The sequence below is a fragment of the Anaerovibrio lipolyticus DSM 3074 genome (genome assembly GCF_900141865.1).
Lineage (GTDB): Bacteria > Bacillota > Negativicutes > Selenomonadales > Selenomonadaceae > Anaerovibrio > Anaerovibrio lipolyticus.
Genome location: NZ_FQYW01000007.1, coordinates 18552 through 34219, shown reverse-complemented (window position 1 = coordinate 34219; position 15668 = coordinate 18552). Strand labels below are relative to the sequence as shown.

Below are 15668 nucleotides of genomic sequence, written 5' to 3'. Positions count from 1 at the left end.
GTGTGAATAATATGGCGTTGTCAGATATAGAAGTAAAAACTCAATACAAATCCCTTTATGATGATTTGGTTCGGTCTTTTTATGTGCCGTTATTAAGGGAAGGGTGCATCTATAGGAGGGCCGTCGGGTTCTTTTCCTCTACGGCCTTGTCTTTAATTGTGCCAGGTTTGGTCGATTTTGTAAAAAACAATGGAAAAATTGAAATAATCGCTTCGCCTAGGTTAAGTGAGGAAGACATCAAATCAATGTCAGAAGGTTATAGAAAACGCAAGGAACTTGTTGAAGAAAAATTATTGGCCTGTCTGGAAGAAAAGTTTGATGAGTTGTCTAAAAATCGTTTAAATCTATTGGCTAATCTAATTGCTCATGGAGTATTGGATATAAAAATAGCGACCTTAAAAACTCCAGGAATATACCACGAAAAGCTAGGTATAATTGCTGATGATAATGGCAATACGGTTGTGTTTACTGGTTCATTGAATGAAACTAAAACGGCGATTTCATATAACTATGAAACAATCGATGTATTTTGTTCTTGGAAACCATCAGATGCTGTTAGAGTAAACGAAAAAATTAATGGTTTTGAGACCATGTGGAACAATGAGGATCCAAAGCTGGAAACAGTAGCATTTCCCAAGGTCAACAAGGCGATAATAGAAAAATATAAAAATACTTCATATGATGAGGCAATTGCTATTGTAGAAAGAGAACAAAAAGTATCACACTTGTCGAAAGATATTCAAAATAAGTTTGTAATACCAAATGATGTTCAGTTATTTGATTATCAAAAAGAAGCTATCTTAAGTTGGAAAGACAATAGATTTTCTGGAATTTTTGATATGGCAACAGGAACAGGAAAAACATATACTGCGCTTGGTGCGGCTGCATATTTGTCAAGATTTGTTGAGCATCTGGCGGTTATCATAGTTTGTCCTTTTCAACATTTAGTAAATCAATGGAGTGTCGATGTAGAAAAATTTGGTGTTAAACCAATTATTGCTTATAGTGAATCGCCACAAAAAGATTATAAGAATCGTATTAAAGAGGACATATTTGCTTATGAAATGCAAGTAAAGAAGTTTATATGCGTTGTTATCACGAATGCTACTTTCCAGAGCCAGTTCTTTCAGAATAAAATTTCAAAGATAGCCCAGATGAACTGCTTACTTATTGTCGATGAGGCACATAATTTTGGGGCACAGTATTTAAAACAAACATTATCTTTGAAATATACGTTTAGATTGGCATTATCAGCAACTATAGAACGTTTTAATGATCCCACGGGGACTGAGGATATTATCTCATTTTTTGGAAAGAAATGTATTGAATACGATTTAGAACGGGCAATAAAAGAAGATAAACTAACCTCATATTATTACTATCCGGTGGTTGTCTATTTAAATTCAGAGGAGTTAGGAAAATACAAGGCACTATCTGAGAAAATTTCGCGATGTATAATACATCATCGAGATGGAACTAGTAGTTTGAATGACGAGGGGAAAAAACTCTTGTTGAAACGAGCGCGGATAGTTGCTGGAGCATCAGAAAAAGCAGAAAAACTATTGGAATTGGTGGATAGATCATATAAAGAATGCAACGATATGTTGGTTTATTGTGGTGCGACAACAACTAATGACACGTCTTTATTAGACGATGAACCAGAGGATGATTTAAGACAGATTGACTATATTTCAAGATTATTGAATTTTAAATTAGGTATGCGAACTGCACAGTTTACAGCAAAGGAAACTAGTGAAGAGAGGGATGATATCATTCGAGATTTTGAGCAACAAAGGCTGCAGGCATTAGTTGCAATAAAATGTTTGGATGAAGGGGTTAATATACCACAAATCTCTACAGCATTTATTTTGGCTAGTACTACTAATCCAAAGGAGTATATTCAGCGTAGAGGACGTGTACTGAGAAAAGCTCCAGGTAAACGGTACGCGACAATATATGACTTTGTTACATTGCCTCGACCGTTGGATATAGTACCTATGTTAGGTAGAGAAGAAGTGTCATCAGATTTATCTTTGGTTAAAAAAGAATTAAATAGAATTAATGAATTTAAAAGACTTGCAATAAATGATTATGACGGAGATCGTTTGATGTCAGAAATAATAGATGCATACGAATTATATGATTATGTAGCAGAATTGGAGGATAGAGATATATGGATGGAGTAAATGAGCTTGATATGGAAGTACTTAAAAATATAATGGATCAGGTTGCTGAGTTAGAAAATCGGAATATAGAACATGAAAAGTATACCGAAAGTCAAATGATTGACAAAATAGTAAAAATCATAAAACGAGAAGTTGATAAAAATATGGAGTAAGGTGAGATTATGTTAATAAAAAAGATTGAATTGGAAAACTTTAAATCATTTAAAGGTACACAGTATATAGATTTTGCTACAGATAGTGTAAAAAATGTTACTGTAGTTATGGGAGATAATGGTGCCGGAAAAACTACTTTAGAGCAGGCTTTTGTATGGTGCTTGTATGGTGAGGTTGAAGGATTAGGGGAGAATCTGTTAAATTATGAGATTCAAAATGAGTTAATGTATGAACAGATTAGCAAGGCATGTATGAAAGTTAAACTTCTGGTGGAATATAGAGGACAGAATTATATAATTTCTAGATTTCAAGATTTTATATATAAGTACAACAAAGTAGTCGTGGATGGTGATTATTTTATAGTTGAAAAGCAAGATGAAAATGGTTCATGGATAAGGTTAAAGACTACGGAGAGTTTGGTATTTATAAAAAAATTGTTACCACAGGAACTATCGGGTTTTTTCTTTTTTGATGGAGAGCATTTAGATAGAATGAGTACGGAACTTTTACAAAAAAAGAAAAGTATTAATTTTAAAAATGCGGTACGTGGCCTTGTGGGATTAACTGCACTTCGCAATACTTTAATCCAATTAGGTCCTGCAACAAAAAAGAGAACCGTATGCGGGAGATTTAATTCTGAAATTAATTTAGGTTCAGATGACCGTATACGTGACTTGTCTAATGATATTGACAGATTTTCAGAAGCCATTGAAAAGCATGAAAAAGAAGTGGAGAATCTCGAGATTGAAATTGAACGGCATGCAGGCAATATAGCTGATTGGAAACAACAACTTAGCAATTTACAAGATGATGTAAATAGAAAAAAAGAATATGATGCTTTAGAGAAAAAGATAGTGGACAATGAAAAAAGAGAAAATGCTTTAGTTGTTTCGTTATTTAAGGATTTTGCGAAGAATTTTGGGACAGAAATATCTCAGCCTCTTTTTAAAGCAGCTTTAGAAGAAATAGAGTCTGTTTCTAAACCGGAGGAAGTAAGACCGTATATACCTGTGGATACTATTAAATTCTTATTAAATGCTAAAGAGTGTATTTGCGGATGTAAAATAGAGGAGGGTAGTGAAGTATCAAAACGTTTAATGTCTTTGATGGAAGACTTGCCATCGGATAGTATAGGAAATAGCATAGTACAATTTTCAAAAGATATTAGAGCAAGATTGAGAAATATTGGAGAATTTAAGAATAATTTTGAACAATGCATAGTTGATAAAAGTAACTATAGTGAAGAGGCTCGTAAAGCATCTGATGAAAGGAGATTGCTTGAGGATACTTTAAAGGACACCAGTCAGGTAGAAAACTTAAGGAAAAATATAAATGGCAGTACAGCTAGGATTAACGATTATAGGGATAGAGTGAGAAACTATAGAAAAGACATAGCTAAGGATGAAATACAGCGAAATTTAGCCCAAACTAACAGAGATAAGTTATTAGCGGTGAGTGAAAAAAATAGGAAAAATATTGCTTATTATAATTATGCAAATTCTTTGTATGAAATGCTTTCAAATACTTATATGAAAAAGGAAAAAAATACTCGCCGTGATTTGGAAGTAATAATCAATGAAATTTTTGATGACATCTATGATGGTGACATCAAAATTGCTGTCGATGAAGAGTATAGAATTACTTCTACGTTAAAAGACGTATTAGGAGGTGGTGGTAATTTGGCAAGAAATACTGCCCAAAACTATGCAATAATATTTGCGTTTATAGTTGGGATAATTAAACTTGTAAAAATAAATAAAGAGAATAAAGAGAATAAAGATGATTTAACCTCCTATGAAGATGGTTATCCTTTAGTTATGGATGCACCCCTCTCTTCGTTCGATGAGACAAGAATAAAACAGATATGTCAAACAATACCTGAAATAGCTAAACAAATAATTATTTTCATAAAAGATACAGATGGAAAAATAGCTGAGCAACATCTTTCCAGTAAAATAGGTGCTAGATACGATTTGAAGCCAATTAGTAAAACACAATCAACAATTGAGAAGAGGTGAATAGTATGTTTGATAAAAATATGACATTTTATGGTAAGCATGCTAATTATCTACGCCAGCTAGCTCCATCAAAAATTTCTGGTGGATCCGTTGAACAGAGAAAATCAATTTTCGATAATAATATGCAAGTAATCGAATTAGCATCTATCATTGGTTTTATTTATAAAAGAAAAGGTGAAGTTGATAAGGACGTTAATATACCACCGAATAATATCTTTTTGGAACAGGTAATGAAAATAAAAGATACTTTAGAATTGAATTATAGGGTAATTATGTTATTAGATGGAAAAAATAAGCTATCTCAAGATGAAAGATTAGATAGAGCTTTTCGCTATGATCGGGACGAAGAAAGAAGAACAGCTGGAGATAAAATTTTTCTTGCATACTTATTGGGCGGAATAGAATTGCTTTATGAAGAACTGATAGAGGACTCAACATCTACAGAAGATGATTATGAGAACTTATGTAGGTTCGTTAAATCGTATTATAAAGATAATGAAAGCACCGCGACGTCGGTAGATGACATTTTAAAACTATGCAATCAAGTAGGGATATGATCTACTTTCTGGATTACGTTGAGTAGGGTATGTTCTTTCTGGGATACATAAAAAAACAGGGGCGTGATTATTCACGTCCCCGTTAGGCAACATACCTCTGTAGTAAAGTTGTTGATGATGTTAGAAAGGAGGCTTGTTGAGGTTGAGGTATGTTAAGTAAGCTGCGATAAAAAAAATGTCATTATTCTTCTGGATATAATGGATCACTTGTTGCATCTTCGTAGGCATCTTCCAGATCATCGTAGTTGCGTTGTAAATCCTCGTGTTCCCGCAAAAGCTTGTAATATTCGTATTCATAATCTTCAGCCCGGTATGTGGCGGGTGGTGGGGAGCATAAAGCTAATTGTGCGATTAATGCCATTTCTAAAATCATAGAAATCATCTCCAATCAAAGGATACAGGATAGTAATGATTTGTTTGTTGATGTGATTATAGGGTATGAAAATAATAGGGGCAATACTTTGGTGGGCGAAAAAAGTCGCTATGTCGAGAACATATGTTTGTTATGGTGTCTGGATTCCAGGCACCATTTTTATTTTTTAAAAATGATGTTTGAGGTTGAATACAAAACATAAGTTTGATATAATTTGGTTAGCAGATTGTTTGTTCGGTGTTATATATTTTTTGTAGTATGTAGCAAAAGAGTAAAGGTGAAGGAGGGAAAACCAATGACAACGGTCAATGGAAATATTGAAGCAAAAGGATTAACCATCAGGGCCAACTTATCAAGCGATGGGGATGATTATATTTCGCTTACGGATATTGCAAAATATGAAGATGAAGATAATCCGCGTTATATAATTCAAAATTGGATGCGTAATCGTAGCACTGTAGATTATTTGGCAATTTGGGAAGAATTACATAATCCAAATTTTAACCGTGTCGAATTCGAGGCGGTTACAAAAAATGCCGGGAGAAATGCTTTTGTTATGACTCCTCAAAAATGGATAGATTCTACTAATGCAATAGGTATTATTTCAAAATCTGGTCGTTATGGTGGCACCTATGCTCACAGTGACATAGCGTTTGAATTCGCTTCTTGGATTTCAGCAGAGTTTAAATTGTATATTATCAAGGATTATCAGCGATTGAAGCAGGCTGAAAGTGATCATCTTTCCCTTGATTGGTCAGCACGCAGGGAAATCGCCAAGACCAACTACAAGGTTCACACTGACGCAATTAAGGAACATATTATTGATGAAAAGCTCCCTGCCAGATATGTTAATTTTACCTATGCAAATGAGGCCGATGTTATCAATGTTGCTCTTTTCGGAATTACTGCCAAAGAGTGGAGGGATACCCATCCTAAAGAAAAAGGTAATGTTCGTGATGCAGCCAATCTTGCTCAGCTTATTATTTTGGCCAATCTTGAAATGCTCAATGCAGAATTTATAAAAGCCGGATTGTCACAGCGAGATAGACTCCAAAAACTTCGCGATATTGCAGTATCCCAGTTGAAATCCATTTCTAATGTTGCCAGCGTAAAACGGTTACAAAAACGATTTGGTAAATAAAACAATACAAAAAGCCGTTGAACTCTAAGTTCATATAATAAGTGACCAAAGCCCCTGTTTGAGAACATAAATTCTCTAGCAGGGCCATTTTTTTGACCAGTGTATTATTGAAAAAAATAGTCGTTAATATAGAATATAGTAAAGAATAATTATTAACTAATATTGAACGCTCAATATAAACAAGTCATATGTAGGGAGGTGTTGGTATGTTAGATGCTACTTTTATATATAGTTATGAAAATGGCAAATGGGTAAGATGTACTGACGCCAAATATGTTGATAAAGATATTGAATATACCCCTTGTTTAACTGTTGTTGAATATACAGGATATCCTTATGACTATTACCATGCATTAGATACAGATTATATTTTTTGTCCGATTCATAATACCATTGAGGAAATAGAAGAAATATCAGATAATCATGTCGTATCACAGGAAGGTTGCTGCTTAGATGGATTATTGGGCCATGCGTCTCTAAAATTAAGTTATATGCCTGAAAAGCACGAGATGGCATTCGTTCCTTATAGGTGGAGGGTATTCCAAAGAACCCCGGACAAATCAACCAATATTGCCTGCGATGTAATGAAGGTACAATATTGCAGAAATGGTATTATCCGTAGATGGTTAAATTATTCATTAGCTGTTGATTTTGTAAAAGATAAAGTCATGGTATCTAAAATAAAACAAATAGATAATACCCGAATTGACTGGACGGAAACTGATATTGATGTTCCCGATGTTGTTGTTGAAACAGCAATTGAGGCTATGCGGGATAATACTCTTTGTGCTACCGGCATCAAGCCAAGCGTATTATGCCAAATAAAAAATAAAACCACATTATTGGGTTATATTGAACGGCCATTTGATGTAAATATTGTTTTTTTAAAGAAATTCTTTCAGGAATTTATTAAACAGGATGATACTGATGTTTTTGATGAGATATTTACTAAGGAAGAGAAAAATAACTATAAGATAATCTGTGATTTACTGGAAATAAATCCGCCAAAGGGCCTGCGCAAAGCGTATGCTTTCAATCCTTATGCCATTGTCTGGTACATGATATTTAAGCAGTGGGGGATAAAAGATATTAATTTTATGCACAAATTCTTTTATTTGGACGATTGTATAGCCAATTTGTATCTACATAGATTCCATTATGACAGGGAAGAAAAGTGCGTTACAAGAGATGTAGCTATAGTTCGTTGGATCGTATTGGAATTTTATTGTAAATGGCTCCTTGAACAAAAAGGTGAAAAGAAAATGTTGAAATGGTTGTATGTAGTTTCAAGGGATGCAAGTATGACCGAATTACAATGGGATATACTTAATTCATTTCATGCTTTTTATAAGGACCTGTCTGAAGAAGTAATAGCACGATTATTAAAAGATGGGTTGACAGACTATGTACATGATGCAATCAGTACGGAAGTCACTGCATTGTCTGAAAAATGGGAATCTACCAAAGTAAAATACAATAAGATAGAGCAGACTTATGCTTGCAGGATAAATGGATATGAATTCAGATTATTGCCGAATACAAGAATGCTTTCCAAAATAGGTGCAGCCTTTAATAATTGTGTGGCTACTTATCGGGATAGAATACTTAATCGAGAGTCCGTAATAGTTTATGTCATGAATAAGGAGGAATACTCAGCATGTATAGAACTAAAAAAGGGATGCCATATAGTACAGGCATCAGGAAAATATAATAGACAATTGGATAGAGAAGTAAATAATGTTTGTTTTTACTGGGCTAAGCATAATCATTTAGAAATAGATGTGGATGATATAGTCCCTATGTCTCCGGAAGAATTGAAAGAATTTGATGATGTAATTGTTGAGCCTATTCCTTATGAGAAATCAATAGACGAGATGAACCTAGAAGAATTAGTAAATATTGATGAGGATAAAATATGTGATGGATATTATCTGATGTTAGAATGGGCCCTGAGACATTCAAATAAATATCCATTATCTGCCCCATATTGGATGGAATTTACCGATGAAATAAGCAGACTAACATATCTTTTGCCGGAAGGAGAACGAATTTTCAAAGCGGCTGGTAGTGGAAATACTGAGGCTATGATTGCTCTGGGGCGTATGTACTTTAGAGGTAGGGTAATACGCCAGGATTATGACAAATCTTTGGAGTGGCTGGAAAGGGCAGGTCAATTAGGGAATCTAAAGGGGTGTATGATAGCTCACAAAGTAAGAGATTACATGAACCGTGATTTATCAGACCGGGATCGTGCAATATTGCTTGGACTATCAGAACTAAGGCACCGCGTGGCTGTAGGAGGATTAGGTTGAGAGGTGATTGCCATGGAAGAATTATCTAGGAAGCAAGGAATAGAATTGATAAGGAAACTTCGACAAAGTACCGATGTGGATGAGATTTTGGAAATATCCCAGAAGCTAGGTATGGATTTTGACCGGCAAGCGGCCATTGAGTATGCAGAAACGAATCGACAAATAGAGGCTTTGGATGAACCCCGAGAGAATTGAGGTGGACACTATGTCTGAGAAGAACAAAAACGATTTAGAGCCAATGTAGGAAATGCCGATTTCTGCTGAAGAATTCTTCGAAATACTATTTCATGAACCCAAAGAAGATCGTGTGCGACTCTTTCTGGAAGTCTGCGACAAAGGAATGAAGAAAATCCAAGAGGCAAAAGAAATAGAAGATGGTTGATTTAAGTATTCGATGAAGCAAAAAATACAGCTCCAAAGGAGGCGTTATTATGGGAAAACTCTCTGAAACAGATATGAAAATGTTGGAGAAGGCTGCGACCGAATTTTTGAGGGGAGATAATTGGAAAAAACTTTTTCTTTCGCCCAAAATGCGTCGCCCAAAGGGACAAGATTACCCATCGTTAAAAGGCAAGGGTTATTTAGAAATTCTTGAAGGAGCTTATGGAGATGAATACTATTTTTGGATTATGCCCGTTAAGATTTTCAACGCTAAACCTGATGGAGATCTACGGAACATTGAATTTTTTCCTAAAGGACAAATATCTATTGATGAAGACTATATAATGTGTTTTCTACGGGTATTTGTGGAAAAGTATCTTAATAAGGATTTTAAAGTATGGGGAACCCATTTTGACTTTGAGGGTTTTGAATGGTGGGGAGAGAATATCTATTCATATTCAGATATAAAGAAAATGCTTAAGGAAATTACTGAAACAGCAAAACTGCTGGAAAAAGATTATGATAATCCTGTTTTAGATAAGGTCAAAAAAGATTATAACTATCATTATTTGATTTACAGCCACATACCTGGATTAACTGAAGAAGGCGAGAATAATGTGATCAAAAAGAATATAGGTGTAGTAACAGACTTTTATCGTAGATTTGTAAAGCGTATTGAATTGATGATGAAGCGGTATCCTGACTGTACTCATATAGCATTTGAGTATGGTCTTGAAGGAACTTTTAGGATGAGAGAGGAAGAATGGTTAAAGAAATCTAAGCACCCTTAATTGGGTGCTTTTTCTTTTGGGCGGGGCGTATACCGGGGGGCGGCGATCTTACACTATTTCCCGTGGGGCCAGAGCCTCACGTGGGAAAGACTGTTCTATGCCTGCCGTTTATCTTGTTTTAAGTTAACCTCGCTGATGTAAACGATTCTTTTTTCTGTCCTTGACGCCCTGTAACAACTTTGTTAAACTGACCTCAACCTTATTCCAAAGCCGACTTATGCTCGGTTTGTAAGGAACTGTTCTTGTTTTTATTTTTGCTAAGCCTGGCATAAAACAGGACCCTGTTTGAGAATATAAGTTCTCTGGCAGGGTCCTTTTTTTGCCCATTTAGATATTGCAAATCATGCCGGTTAATATAGAATAAAGAAAAAGAATAATTATTAACTAATAGTGACAGTTGTCATATTGCAAATGGTGTTTAGATTATTGTGTTGGTTAGTATAGGAGGGATTAGCTATGTTACTTAAGGATATGGATCCCAAAGCATTAGATTTTATGAACAATTATTTACTTGAAATTATTACTGGTGAAAAATAAGCTGAATTTGACTCAAAAACTATTGAAGAAAATCTAACGACAATGGGGGATAAGGTTTGTTTGACTGGCGTTTTCCTTTTCATTATAAAGTTTTGTCTGCTTAATGGAACTTTTTATGGACTATTTCAGCAGGAATGAGTAAAGATATGACGAAATAATTTAAAAAAGTAAAGTTAAATTTTGTATACATGCGGAGTATATGATGGCAGGATGGGACTTAAAATACGGACCAATAAAAGAATTCTACATAAACGATGACAGAATATGGTCATTATTTAATTATGTTTTTTCCGATTCATGCAGAAAGAGAAATACGTATAAATATGGACTTATTAAGTCGTTGCTTGATAGCTTATTTAGTGGCAAAAAGACTGGAATGGGGATTTTTTATACGTATGAAGAGTTATTTGCCCGATTTACTGAAAACTATTGGAATCTAGTTATTAAATATGATTTACGACAGATGAGGCCAGATGGTAACTCTAGGTTATCTAAAATAGAAACCATATTAAAAAGGGCAGCTACAAGTAATGGTATTTTATCTACATTGGAGTTTAGTGCTATTGATAAAATAGAACGTAATAAAATAGTACAGTTAGTAACTGCAGATTGTAAGAAGTATGTTGTAGGTGCACTATATGCTGATTTTGATGGGTATATTTATGCATTTGATTTAAATGCGGAAGGTTTAACACTTAGTTATTGTTTTTATGAATTTATGTTGAAATACAAGGCTGAATTGGAGCGGTTAAATTATTATTCTTGGGCTAAGTTTTTAGAAAAGGTTAACCAGGATAATTTGGTCGTCAGGGTTATAGAGAAATTAGAGTTAGCTACTCCTCGGCGCAGTGATTTGTCGGTTTATAGAGAAATTCTTAGAAAAGAATTTGAGGAAAATACCTGTTTTTATTGTGGTAGAAAACTTAAAGACAATGTTCATGTTGACCACTTTATTCCGTGGTCATTTGTTAAAGATGATAAGTTATGGAATTTTGTTTTGTCGTGTCCAACCTGTAATGAGAGGAAAAATAATCGGGTGCCTTCCAAAGAGTATTTGCTTCAAATCAATAACAGGAATAAAATATTACAAAAGTCACATGATATAGTAATATTATCTGATTTTGAAAGTTATACAGATGGTTTGTTGGATAGTATGTGGGAATATGCTAAACGTAGTGGTATAAAAGAGTTTAACTGGTAAAATTGATACACTAGATTGGGATGAAAGTGAATGAGTTTGAAGGATAAAGAAATCGAAATAGGGGTATGCTTATCTAGTGAAAAAGAATCAGCCTCGTTAGGATTTGGTAAGTATTATAGTATAAAAGAACACCCGGATGGACCCGGAACGGACTGGATTATCGAAGGTATGGGTGATGCCTTTAATGAGAACTATTATGAATTCGAGCCGGGAATAGAACGTGCTAGAAAACTTGTGTGTATGAATCCTCAAATGTCATCTAGAGATGCTCTATTTGAAGTTTTTGGGAATTTTACCATATGCTATGAAGTAGATGGTATAGAAAAGAATTGGAACTATGATATCAACCTTGAGGATCTTATGTACTCATTTCTGGAAGATTCCGTGTAATAGGGACAATATAGCCCGTGTCATCTATTGTCTCCTAAAAAATATCTGAAGGTAGTGACAAATTCCGTAGCCAAACATCGATAGTAAAGTATAGCGTTCTAGCGACAGGGAGGCGTGTCAGTAACAATCAGCATGATCTTTGCAGATAGTGTTTCAAAAATATTTGATAATATATATGTTGTGCAAAGATGTGTGACTATTGACGATAAATATAATATCGTTTTGGCTACTACTGGTGCAGAGCTTGATCTAACCGGAGGTTTGAGGGTAATACAATATTTTACTTATGTTGGAGGTTTGGTCAAGTTGGCATCACTAAGAATACTATGACGATAACGGCTATCATCTGGACTGTCGTGAGGACAGATAGAACTATCGTCAGTCTGGGGGCGGAACACGTCGCTGGAGAAATTAATAATAGATTGTTGACTTGTACCAATGAAATTTTGAGGTGGAGAAATATGCTGACGGATGTAGAAGTGTTATTGGATGATGAATCTGTATTGGGATATATGCTGGATGGAAGATATAAAACCGTATCGTATGCTGTTTTTCAGCAATACTGGCCTGATGCAGAACCTGATTTTGTGGAAAATTCTGGTGTCCGTTGGAGCAGTAAGGGTAACACTATAATTGGTTATTTGACAGGAGCCAGTGGGCAGTCGGGTGTTATTTTTGGTTGGAATGCAGTAACCGAAACATTTTTCCACATCTCTGATGGAAATTTTGTGGTTGGTATTGCTTGTACGAATAAGACAATGTATAGTTTGGCGTGTGTTTCCTATTATGGTCATCCGGCATCTTATTGTTTAAATGCTGCCCCTATTGAGGCAATGAACATAGAAGCTGGTGAGGAAATCGAGATGATTACTGAGTTACCGGGAACTACAGATGTGATTGCCAATAGTCTTTATATTGATTCAGGTAAAAATATGCTAATTGTGAAAACAGAAGATGAGAATATTGAGCTTTACCGTATTGATTAATAAAAATGCCAGTCATTTATACGGCCCCCAATCGTTAGATTATTATTCTAATTTTAATGGGGCATCTCGGATATTTGACTGGCGTTTTCCTTTTCATTATAAAGTTTTGTCTGCTTAATGGAACTTTTTATGGACTATTTCAGCAGGAATGAGTAAAGATATGGCGAAATAATTTAGAAAAGTAAAGTTAAAATTTGTATACATGCGGAGTATATTATGTGAGCACGTTTATAATAGATGCTTTTAGATTGAGGTATAGTCTATATTTATGTAAAAAAATAGCACTTGCTGATAAATTATGCAAATGCTATAATGTGCTTAGAAAAAAGGTGCCGCCTAGCGGTCGCCCTCGTAGTTAATCGTTTTTACACGGAATAACCGCTCGGTCTGGCCGGACTAGGAGCGGTTATTTTTTGTTTCCATGATGATGAGCAGAATTAATAGTAAAACCACTATAACACTGTCGTTCATGGGCATCACCCCCTTAATATAGAGGGCAAATAAACCGCCAAACAGCACCCAGCGATATTATACCAAACATATGTTAGCAAATCAATATGTGAGAATATGCAAAACGTAGTGGCGTAAAAGAATTTAGATGACAGCATTGGCTTATCAGAAAGGATATCATCATGGCTAAAAAAATAATTGCACTATTTGTGGCATTGCTGATTATTGCTGTTTCGGTTCCAACCATGGCGGCCACGGTTATAAACAAGGACGGGTATTATAAGGGTATCAGGCTCAATGGAAAGGTAAAGGTAGTGGACCATTTCCCTGATATCAAGGTAAAAGTAGTGGATGCTTTTCCAGATATACGGGTGAAAACTGTTGACGCATTTCCAGATAAAATCGGGGAGTGGCAGTTTGTAGAATATGGCGAGGATTTTACCATTCAGTTTGTGGAGAGTTTTCCGGACATAAAAATAAAATTTGTAGATGCGTTCCCGGGAGTTGACTGAGGGGAATTTCCTTTAGTGAAACGGTATTGAGCAATTGCTTTTGAAAATGGAGGTCAAATTATGGATCTGACAGCAATTAAGGATAATATTACAGTTTGTAAAGTAAGTGATATATCGGAAATAGACATGACAAAGGATTTTTTCTTTCTGGCCAAAACCAATGATGAAATATCTCTTGTATGCAAAACGGAGCAGGCCCCTGAAAATTGTATAAGCAGGGAAGATGGCTGGAAGGGATTTTACATTGATGGAATGCTGGATTTTTCCATGGTGGGTGTATTGGCAAAAATTTCCACTATTCTTGCTGACAATGGTATCAGCATATTCTCCATGTCTACTTATAATACAGATTATATCTTAGTCAAAGAACATAAATGGGGAAAGGCTATGTCCATATTGATGAAAGCAGGATATAGATTAAAGCAATAACCCATGCAAAATTTTGTTAGGAGAAAGATTAGATGCAAGAAGCTATTATTCGCTCTGCTACGGTGAATGACGCGGAGCGCCTTTTGGAGATATATTCTTATTATGTGACGGATACAGCTATTTCCTGGGAATATGATGTGCCTTCAGTGGAGGAGTTTCGGGGGCGTATCGAGGACGTACTAAAAAAATACCCATATTTGGTGGTAGAGGAGAAAGGGGTTATTTACGGCTATGCTTATGCTCATCCCTTTGTCGGGCGGGCTGCCTACGACCATTCCTGCGAGCTGACAATTTATCTTGATAAGGATGCCAAGGGTCGGGGCTATGGCCGAAAGCTGTATGATGTTTTGGAAGCACAGCTGAAGAAAATGGGGATTTTGAATATGTATTCCTGCATTGGGGACCCTGTTGAGGAAGATGAATATTTGACCAGAAACAGTGAATTGTTCCACCAGCATTTGGGTTTCACCAAGGTGGGGACATTTTATAAATGCGGCTATAAGTTTGGGCGCTGGTACAACATGATCTGGATGGAGAAAATCATCGGCGAGCACCGTTAAATATGAATTTTTGGTTAAATCCAAAGGCGTAGCCAATTGGTGGCATTAATTGATTGCATTAAAAAGATTTTGTGCACTTAGGAGTGAAGGATTGGTATGCTTCAGATATATACAGGCAAGGGAAAGGGGAAAACCACGGCGGCTATTGGGCTGGCCATCAGAAGTCTGGGGGCCGGGCATCGGGTGTATTTTCTACAGTTTATGAAAAGTCTTGCCTACAGCGAGCAGAAGGTACTTAAAAAGTTTACCCCAGAGCTTCAGCTGCGCACCACGGGCAAGCCTTTCTTCGTGGCTACAGAGGGAATGCTGTCTGATGAGGAAAAGGCAAAGTGGGGGGATAATGTGGTGATTTTTCCGCCGGGTCATCCCCCAAAGGATTATGTGGAAATGATAGGGGAAGAATTTAGGGCTGCAAAAAAAGAAATTCTGGCTATAAAGCCAGAACTTTTGGTGTTGGATGAAGTAAATGTGGCCCTGTTTTTCGGCCTACTTCCTAGGCAGGAAATTGAATCCCTACTGGAAGAACTGCCAGAATCCACAGAGGTGGTATGTACGGGCAGAAATGCTCCACAGTGGCTGCTGGATAGGGCGGATCTGATTACGGAAATGAAGGAAATCCGTCATTATTATACCAAGGGCGTTGAGGCCCGCAAGGGAATAGAAAGTTAAATAAAAAGACCGAGGAACCAGT

17 protein-coding genes are annotated in these 15668 nt (G+C 35.9%); 16 read left to right on the top strand and 1 reads right to left on the bottom strand.

The annotated features are described in order from the left end of the window. Positions 1-11: 11 nt before the first annotated feature. From B6K08_RS04265 to B6K08_RS04255, 4 genes are read left to right on the top strand one after another with little or no spacing between them, the layout of a single operon-like run. Positions 12-2186, top strand: coding sequence for a DEAD/DEAH box helicase family protein (locus B6K08_RS04265; RefSeq protein ID WP_080325476.1), 2175 nt, complete (start codon positions 12-14; stop codon positions 2184-2186). Continuing rightward, positions 2174-2338 (top strand): hypothetical protein, encoded by a 165-nt coding sequence (locus tag B6K08_RS13705; RefSeq protein ID WP_159446685.1) that lies wholly within the window; start codon positions 2174-2176, stop codon positions 2336-2338. The genes B6K08_RS04265 and B6K08_RS13705 overlap by 13 nt, the downstream gene beginning before the upstream one ends. A gap of 9 nt (positions 2339-2347) precedes the next feature. After that, complete coding sequence (locus B6K08_RS04260; protein WP_080325475.1) at positions 2348-4357, top strand: AAA family ATPase; 2010 nt, start codon at positions 2348-2350, stop codon at positions 4355-4357. 5 nt (positions 4358-4362) lie between these two features. Beyond that, complete coding sequence (locus tag B6K08_RS04255) at positions 4363-4914, top strand: hypothetical protein (protein ID WP_080325474.1); 552 nt, start codon at positions 4363-4365, stop codon at positions 4912-4914. Between the two features lie 181 nt (positions 4915-5095). Here the strand turns inward: B6K08_RS04255 and B6K08_RS04250 are convergent, their stop codons facing one another. Then, positions 5096-5287: a hypothetical protein gene (locus tag B6K08_RS04250; RefSeq protein WP_080325473.1), complete on the bottom strand. Its 192-nt coding sequence runs from the start codon at positions 5285-5287 to the stop codon at positions 5096-5098. A gap of 295 nt (positions 5288-5582) precedes the next feature. Between B6K08_RS04250 and B6K08_RS04245 the strand changes: the two genes are divergently transcribed. From B6K08_RS04245 to B6K08_RS04190, 12 genes are all read left to right on the top strand, one after another. Next, on the top strand, positions 5583-6428 hold the full coding sequence (locus B6K08_RS04245) for a KilA-N domain-containing protein (RefSeq protein ID WP_080325472.1): 846 nt from the start codon (positions 5583-5585) through the stop codon (positions 6426-6428). Positions 6429-6634: 206 nt separating this feature from the next. Beyond that, positions 6635-8740, top strand: coding sequence for a PcfJ domain-containing protein (locus B6K08_RS04240; protein WP_080325471.1), 2106 nt, complete (start codon positions 6635-6637; stop codon positions 8738-8740). A 45-nt stretch (positions 8741-8785) separates the two neighbouring features. After that, a complete protein-coding gene (locus B6K08_RS13700; RefSeq protein ID WP_159446684.1) occupies positions 8786-8935 on the top strand; it encodes a hypothetical protein in 150 nt (49 codons plus the stop codon). A gap of 52 nt (positions 8936-8987) precedes the next feature. Further along, the gene (locus tag B6K08_RS14165; RefSeq protein WP_268761929.1) at positions 8988-9122 is read left to right on the top strand and encodes a hypothetical protein; all 135 of its coding nucleotides are present in this window, start codon (positions 8988-8990) and stop codon (positions 9120-9122) included. Between the two features lie 49 nt (positions 9123-9171). Next, positions 9172-9912, top strand: a complete 741-nt coding sequence (locus B6K08_RS04230) for a hypothetical protein (protein WP_080325469.1) — start codon at positions 9172-9174, stop codon at positions 9910-9912. A gap of 736 nt (positions 9913-10648) precedes the next feature. After that, positions 10649-11650 (top strand): HNH endonuclease domain-containing protein, encoded by a 1002-nt coding sequence (locus tag B6K08_RS04225; RefSeq protein WP_080325468.1) that lies wholly within the window; start codon positions 10649-10651, stop codon positions 11648-11650. A gap of 30 nt (positions 11651-11680) precedes the next feature. Beyond that, a complete protein-coding gene (locus B6K08_RS04220; protein WP_080325467.1) occupies positions 11681-12040 on the top strand; it encodes a hypothetical protein in 360 nt (119 codons plus the stop codon). Positions 12041-12501: 461 nt separating this feature from the next. After that, complete coding sequence (locus B6K08_RS04210; protein WP_080325465.1) at positions 12502-13026, top strand: hypothetical protein; 525 nt, start codon at positions 12502-12504, stop codon at positions 13024-13026. A gap of 632 nt (positions 13027-13658) precedes the next feature. After that, the gene (locus B6K08_RS04205; RefSeq protein WP_039212438.1) at positions 13659-13988 is read left to right on the top strand and encodes a 7(1) septoil knot domain-containing protein; all 330 of its coding nucleotides are present in this window, start codon (positions 13659-13661) and stop codon (positions 13986-13988) included. A 60-nt stretch (positions 13989-14048) separates the two neighbouring features. Continuing rightward, positions 14049-14417 (top strand): ACT domain-containing protein, encoded by a 369-nt coding sequence (locus B6K08_RS04200; protein WP_080325464.1) that lies wholly within the window; start codon positions 14049-14051, stop codon positions 14415-14417. A gap of 32 nt (positions 14418-14449) precedes the next feature. Then, a complete protein-coding gene (locus B6K08_RS04195) occupies positions 14450-14977 on the top strand; it encodes a GNAT family N-acetyltransferase (RefSeq protein WP_080325463.1) in 528 nt (175 codons plus the stop codon). 96 nt (positions 14978-15073) lie between these two features. Beyond that, positions 15074-15646 carry a cob(I)yrinic acid a,c-diamide adenosyltransferase gene (locus tag B6K08_RS04190; RefSeq protein WP_080325462.1) on the top strand — a complete coding sequence of 191 codons (573 nt, stop codon included), beginning with the start codon at positions 15074-15076 and terminating at the stop codon, positions 15644-15646. Positions 15647-15668 lie beyond the last annotated feature (22 nt).

Bases quoted from the DNA above. Each gene is read 5' to 3' on its own strand.
- B6K08_RS04265 (WP_080325476.1), top strand. From the start codon at position 12: ATGGCGTTGTCAGATATAGAAGTAAAAACTCAATACAAATCCCTTTAT.
- B6K08_RS13705 (WP_159446685.1), top strand. From the start codon at position 2,174: ATGGATGGAGTAAATGAGCTTGATATGGAAGTACTTAAAAATATAATG.
- B6K08_RS04260 (WP_080325475.1), top strand. From the start codon at position 2,348: ATGTTAATAAAAAAGATTGAATTGGAAAACTTTAAATCATTTAAAGGT.
- B6K08_RS04255 (WP_080325474.1), top strand. From the start codon at position 4,363: ATGTTTGATAAAAATATGACATTTTATGGTAAGCATGCTAATTATCTA.
- B6K08_RS04250 (WP_080325473.1), bottom strand. From the start codon at position 5,287: ATGATTTTAGAAATGGCATTAATCGCACAATTAGCTTTATGCTCCCCA.
- B6K08_RS04245 (WP_080325472.1), top strand. From the start codon at position 5,583: ATGACAACGGTCAATGGAAATATTGAAGCAAAAGGATTAACCATCAGG.
- B6K08_RS04240 (WP_080325471.1), top strand. From the start codon at position 6,635: ATGTTAGATGCTACTTTTATATATAGTTATGAAAATGGCAAATGGGTA.
- B6K08_RS14165 (WP_268761929.1), top strand. From the start codon at position 8,988: ATGCCGATTTCTGCTGAAGAATTCTTCGAAATACTATTTCATGAACCC.
- B6K08_RS04230 (WP_080325469.1), top strand. From the start codon at position 9,172: ATGGGAAAACTCTCTGAAACAGATATGAAAATGTTGGAGAAGGCTGCG.
- B6K08_RS04225 (WP_080325468.1), top strand. From the start codon at position 10,649: ATGATGGCAGGATGGGACTTAAAATACGGACCAATAAAAGAATTCTAC.
- B6K08_RS04220 (WP_080325467.1), top strand. From the start codon at position 11,681: ATGAGTTTGAAGGATAAAGAAATCGAAATAGGGGTATGCTTATCTAGT.
- B6K08_RS04210 (WP_080325465.1), top strand. From the start codon at position 12,502: ATGCTGACGGATGTAGAAGTGTTATTGGATGATGAATCTGTATTGGGA.
- B6K08_RS04205 (WP_039212438.1), top strand. From the start codon at position 13,659: ATGGCTAAAAAAATAATTGCACTATTTGTGGCATTGCTGATTATTGCT.
- B6K08_RS04200 (WP_080325464.1), top strand. From the start codon at position 14,049: ATGGATCTGACAGCAATTAAGGATAATATTACAGTTTGTAAAGTAAGT.
- B6K08_RS04195 (WP_080325463.1), top strand. From the start codon at position 14,450: ATGCAAGAAGCTATTATTCGCTCTGCTACGGTGAATGACGCGGAGCGC.
- B6K08_RS04190 (WP_080325462.1), top strand. From the start codon at position 15,074: ATGCTTCAGATATATACAGGCAAGGGAAAGGGGAAAACCACGGCGGCT.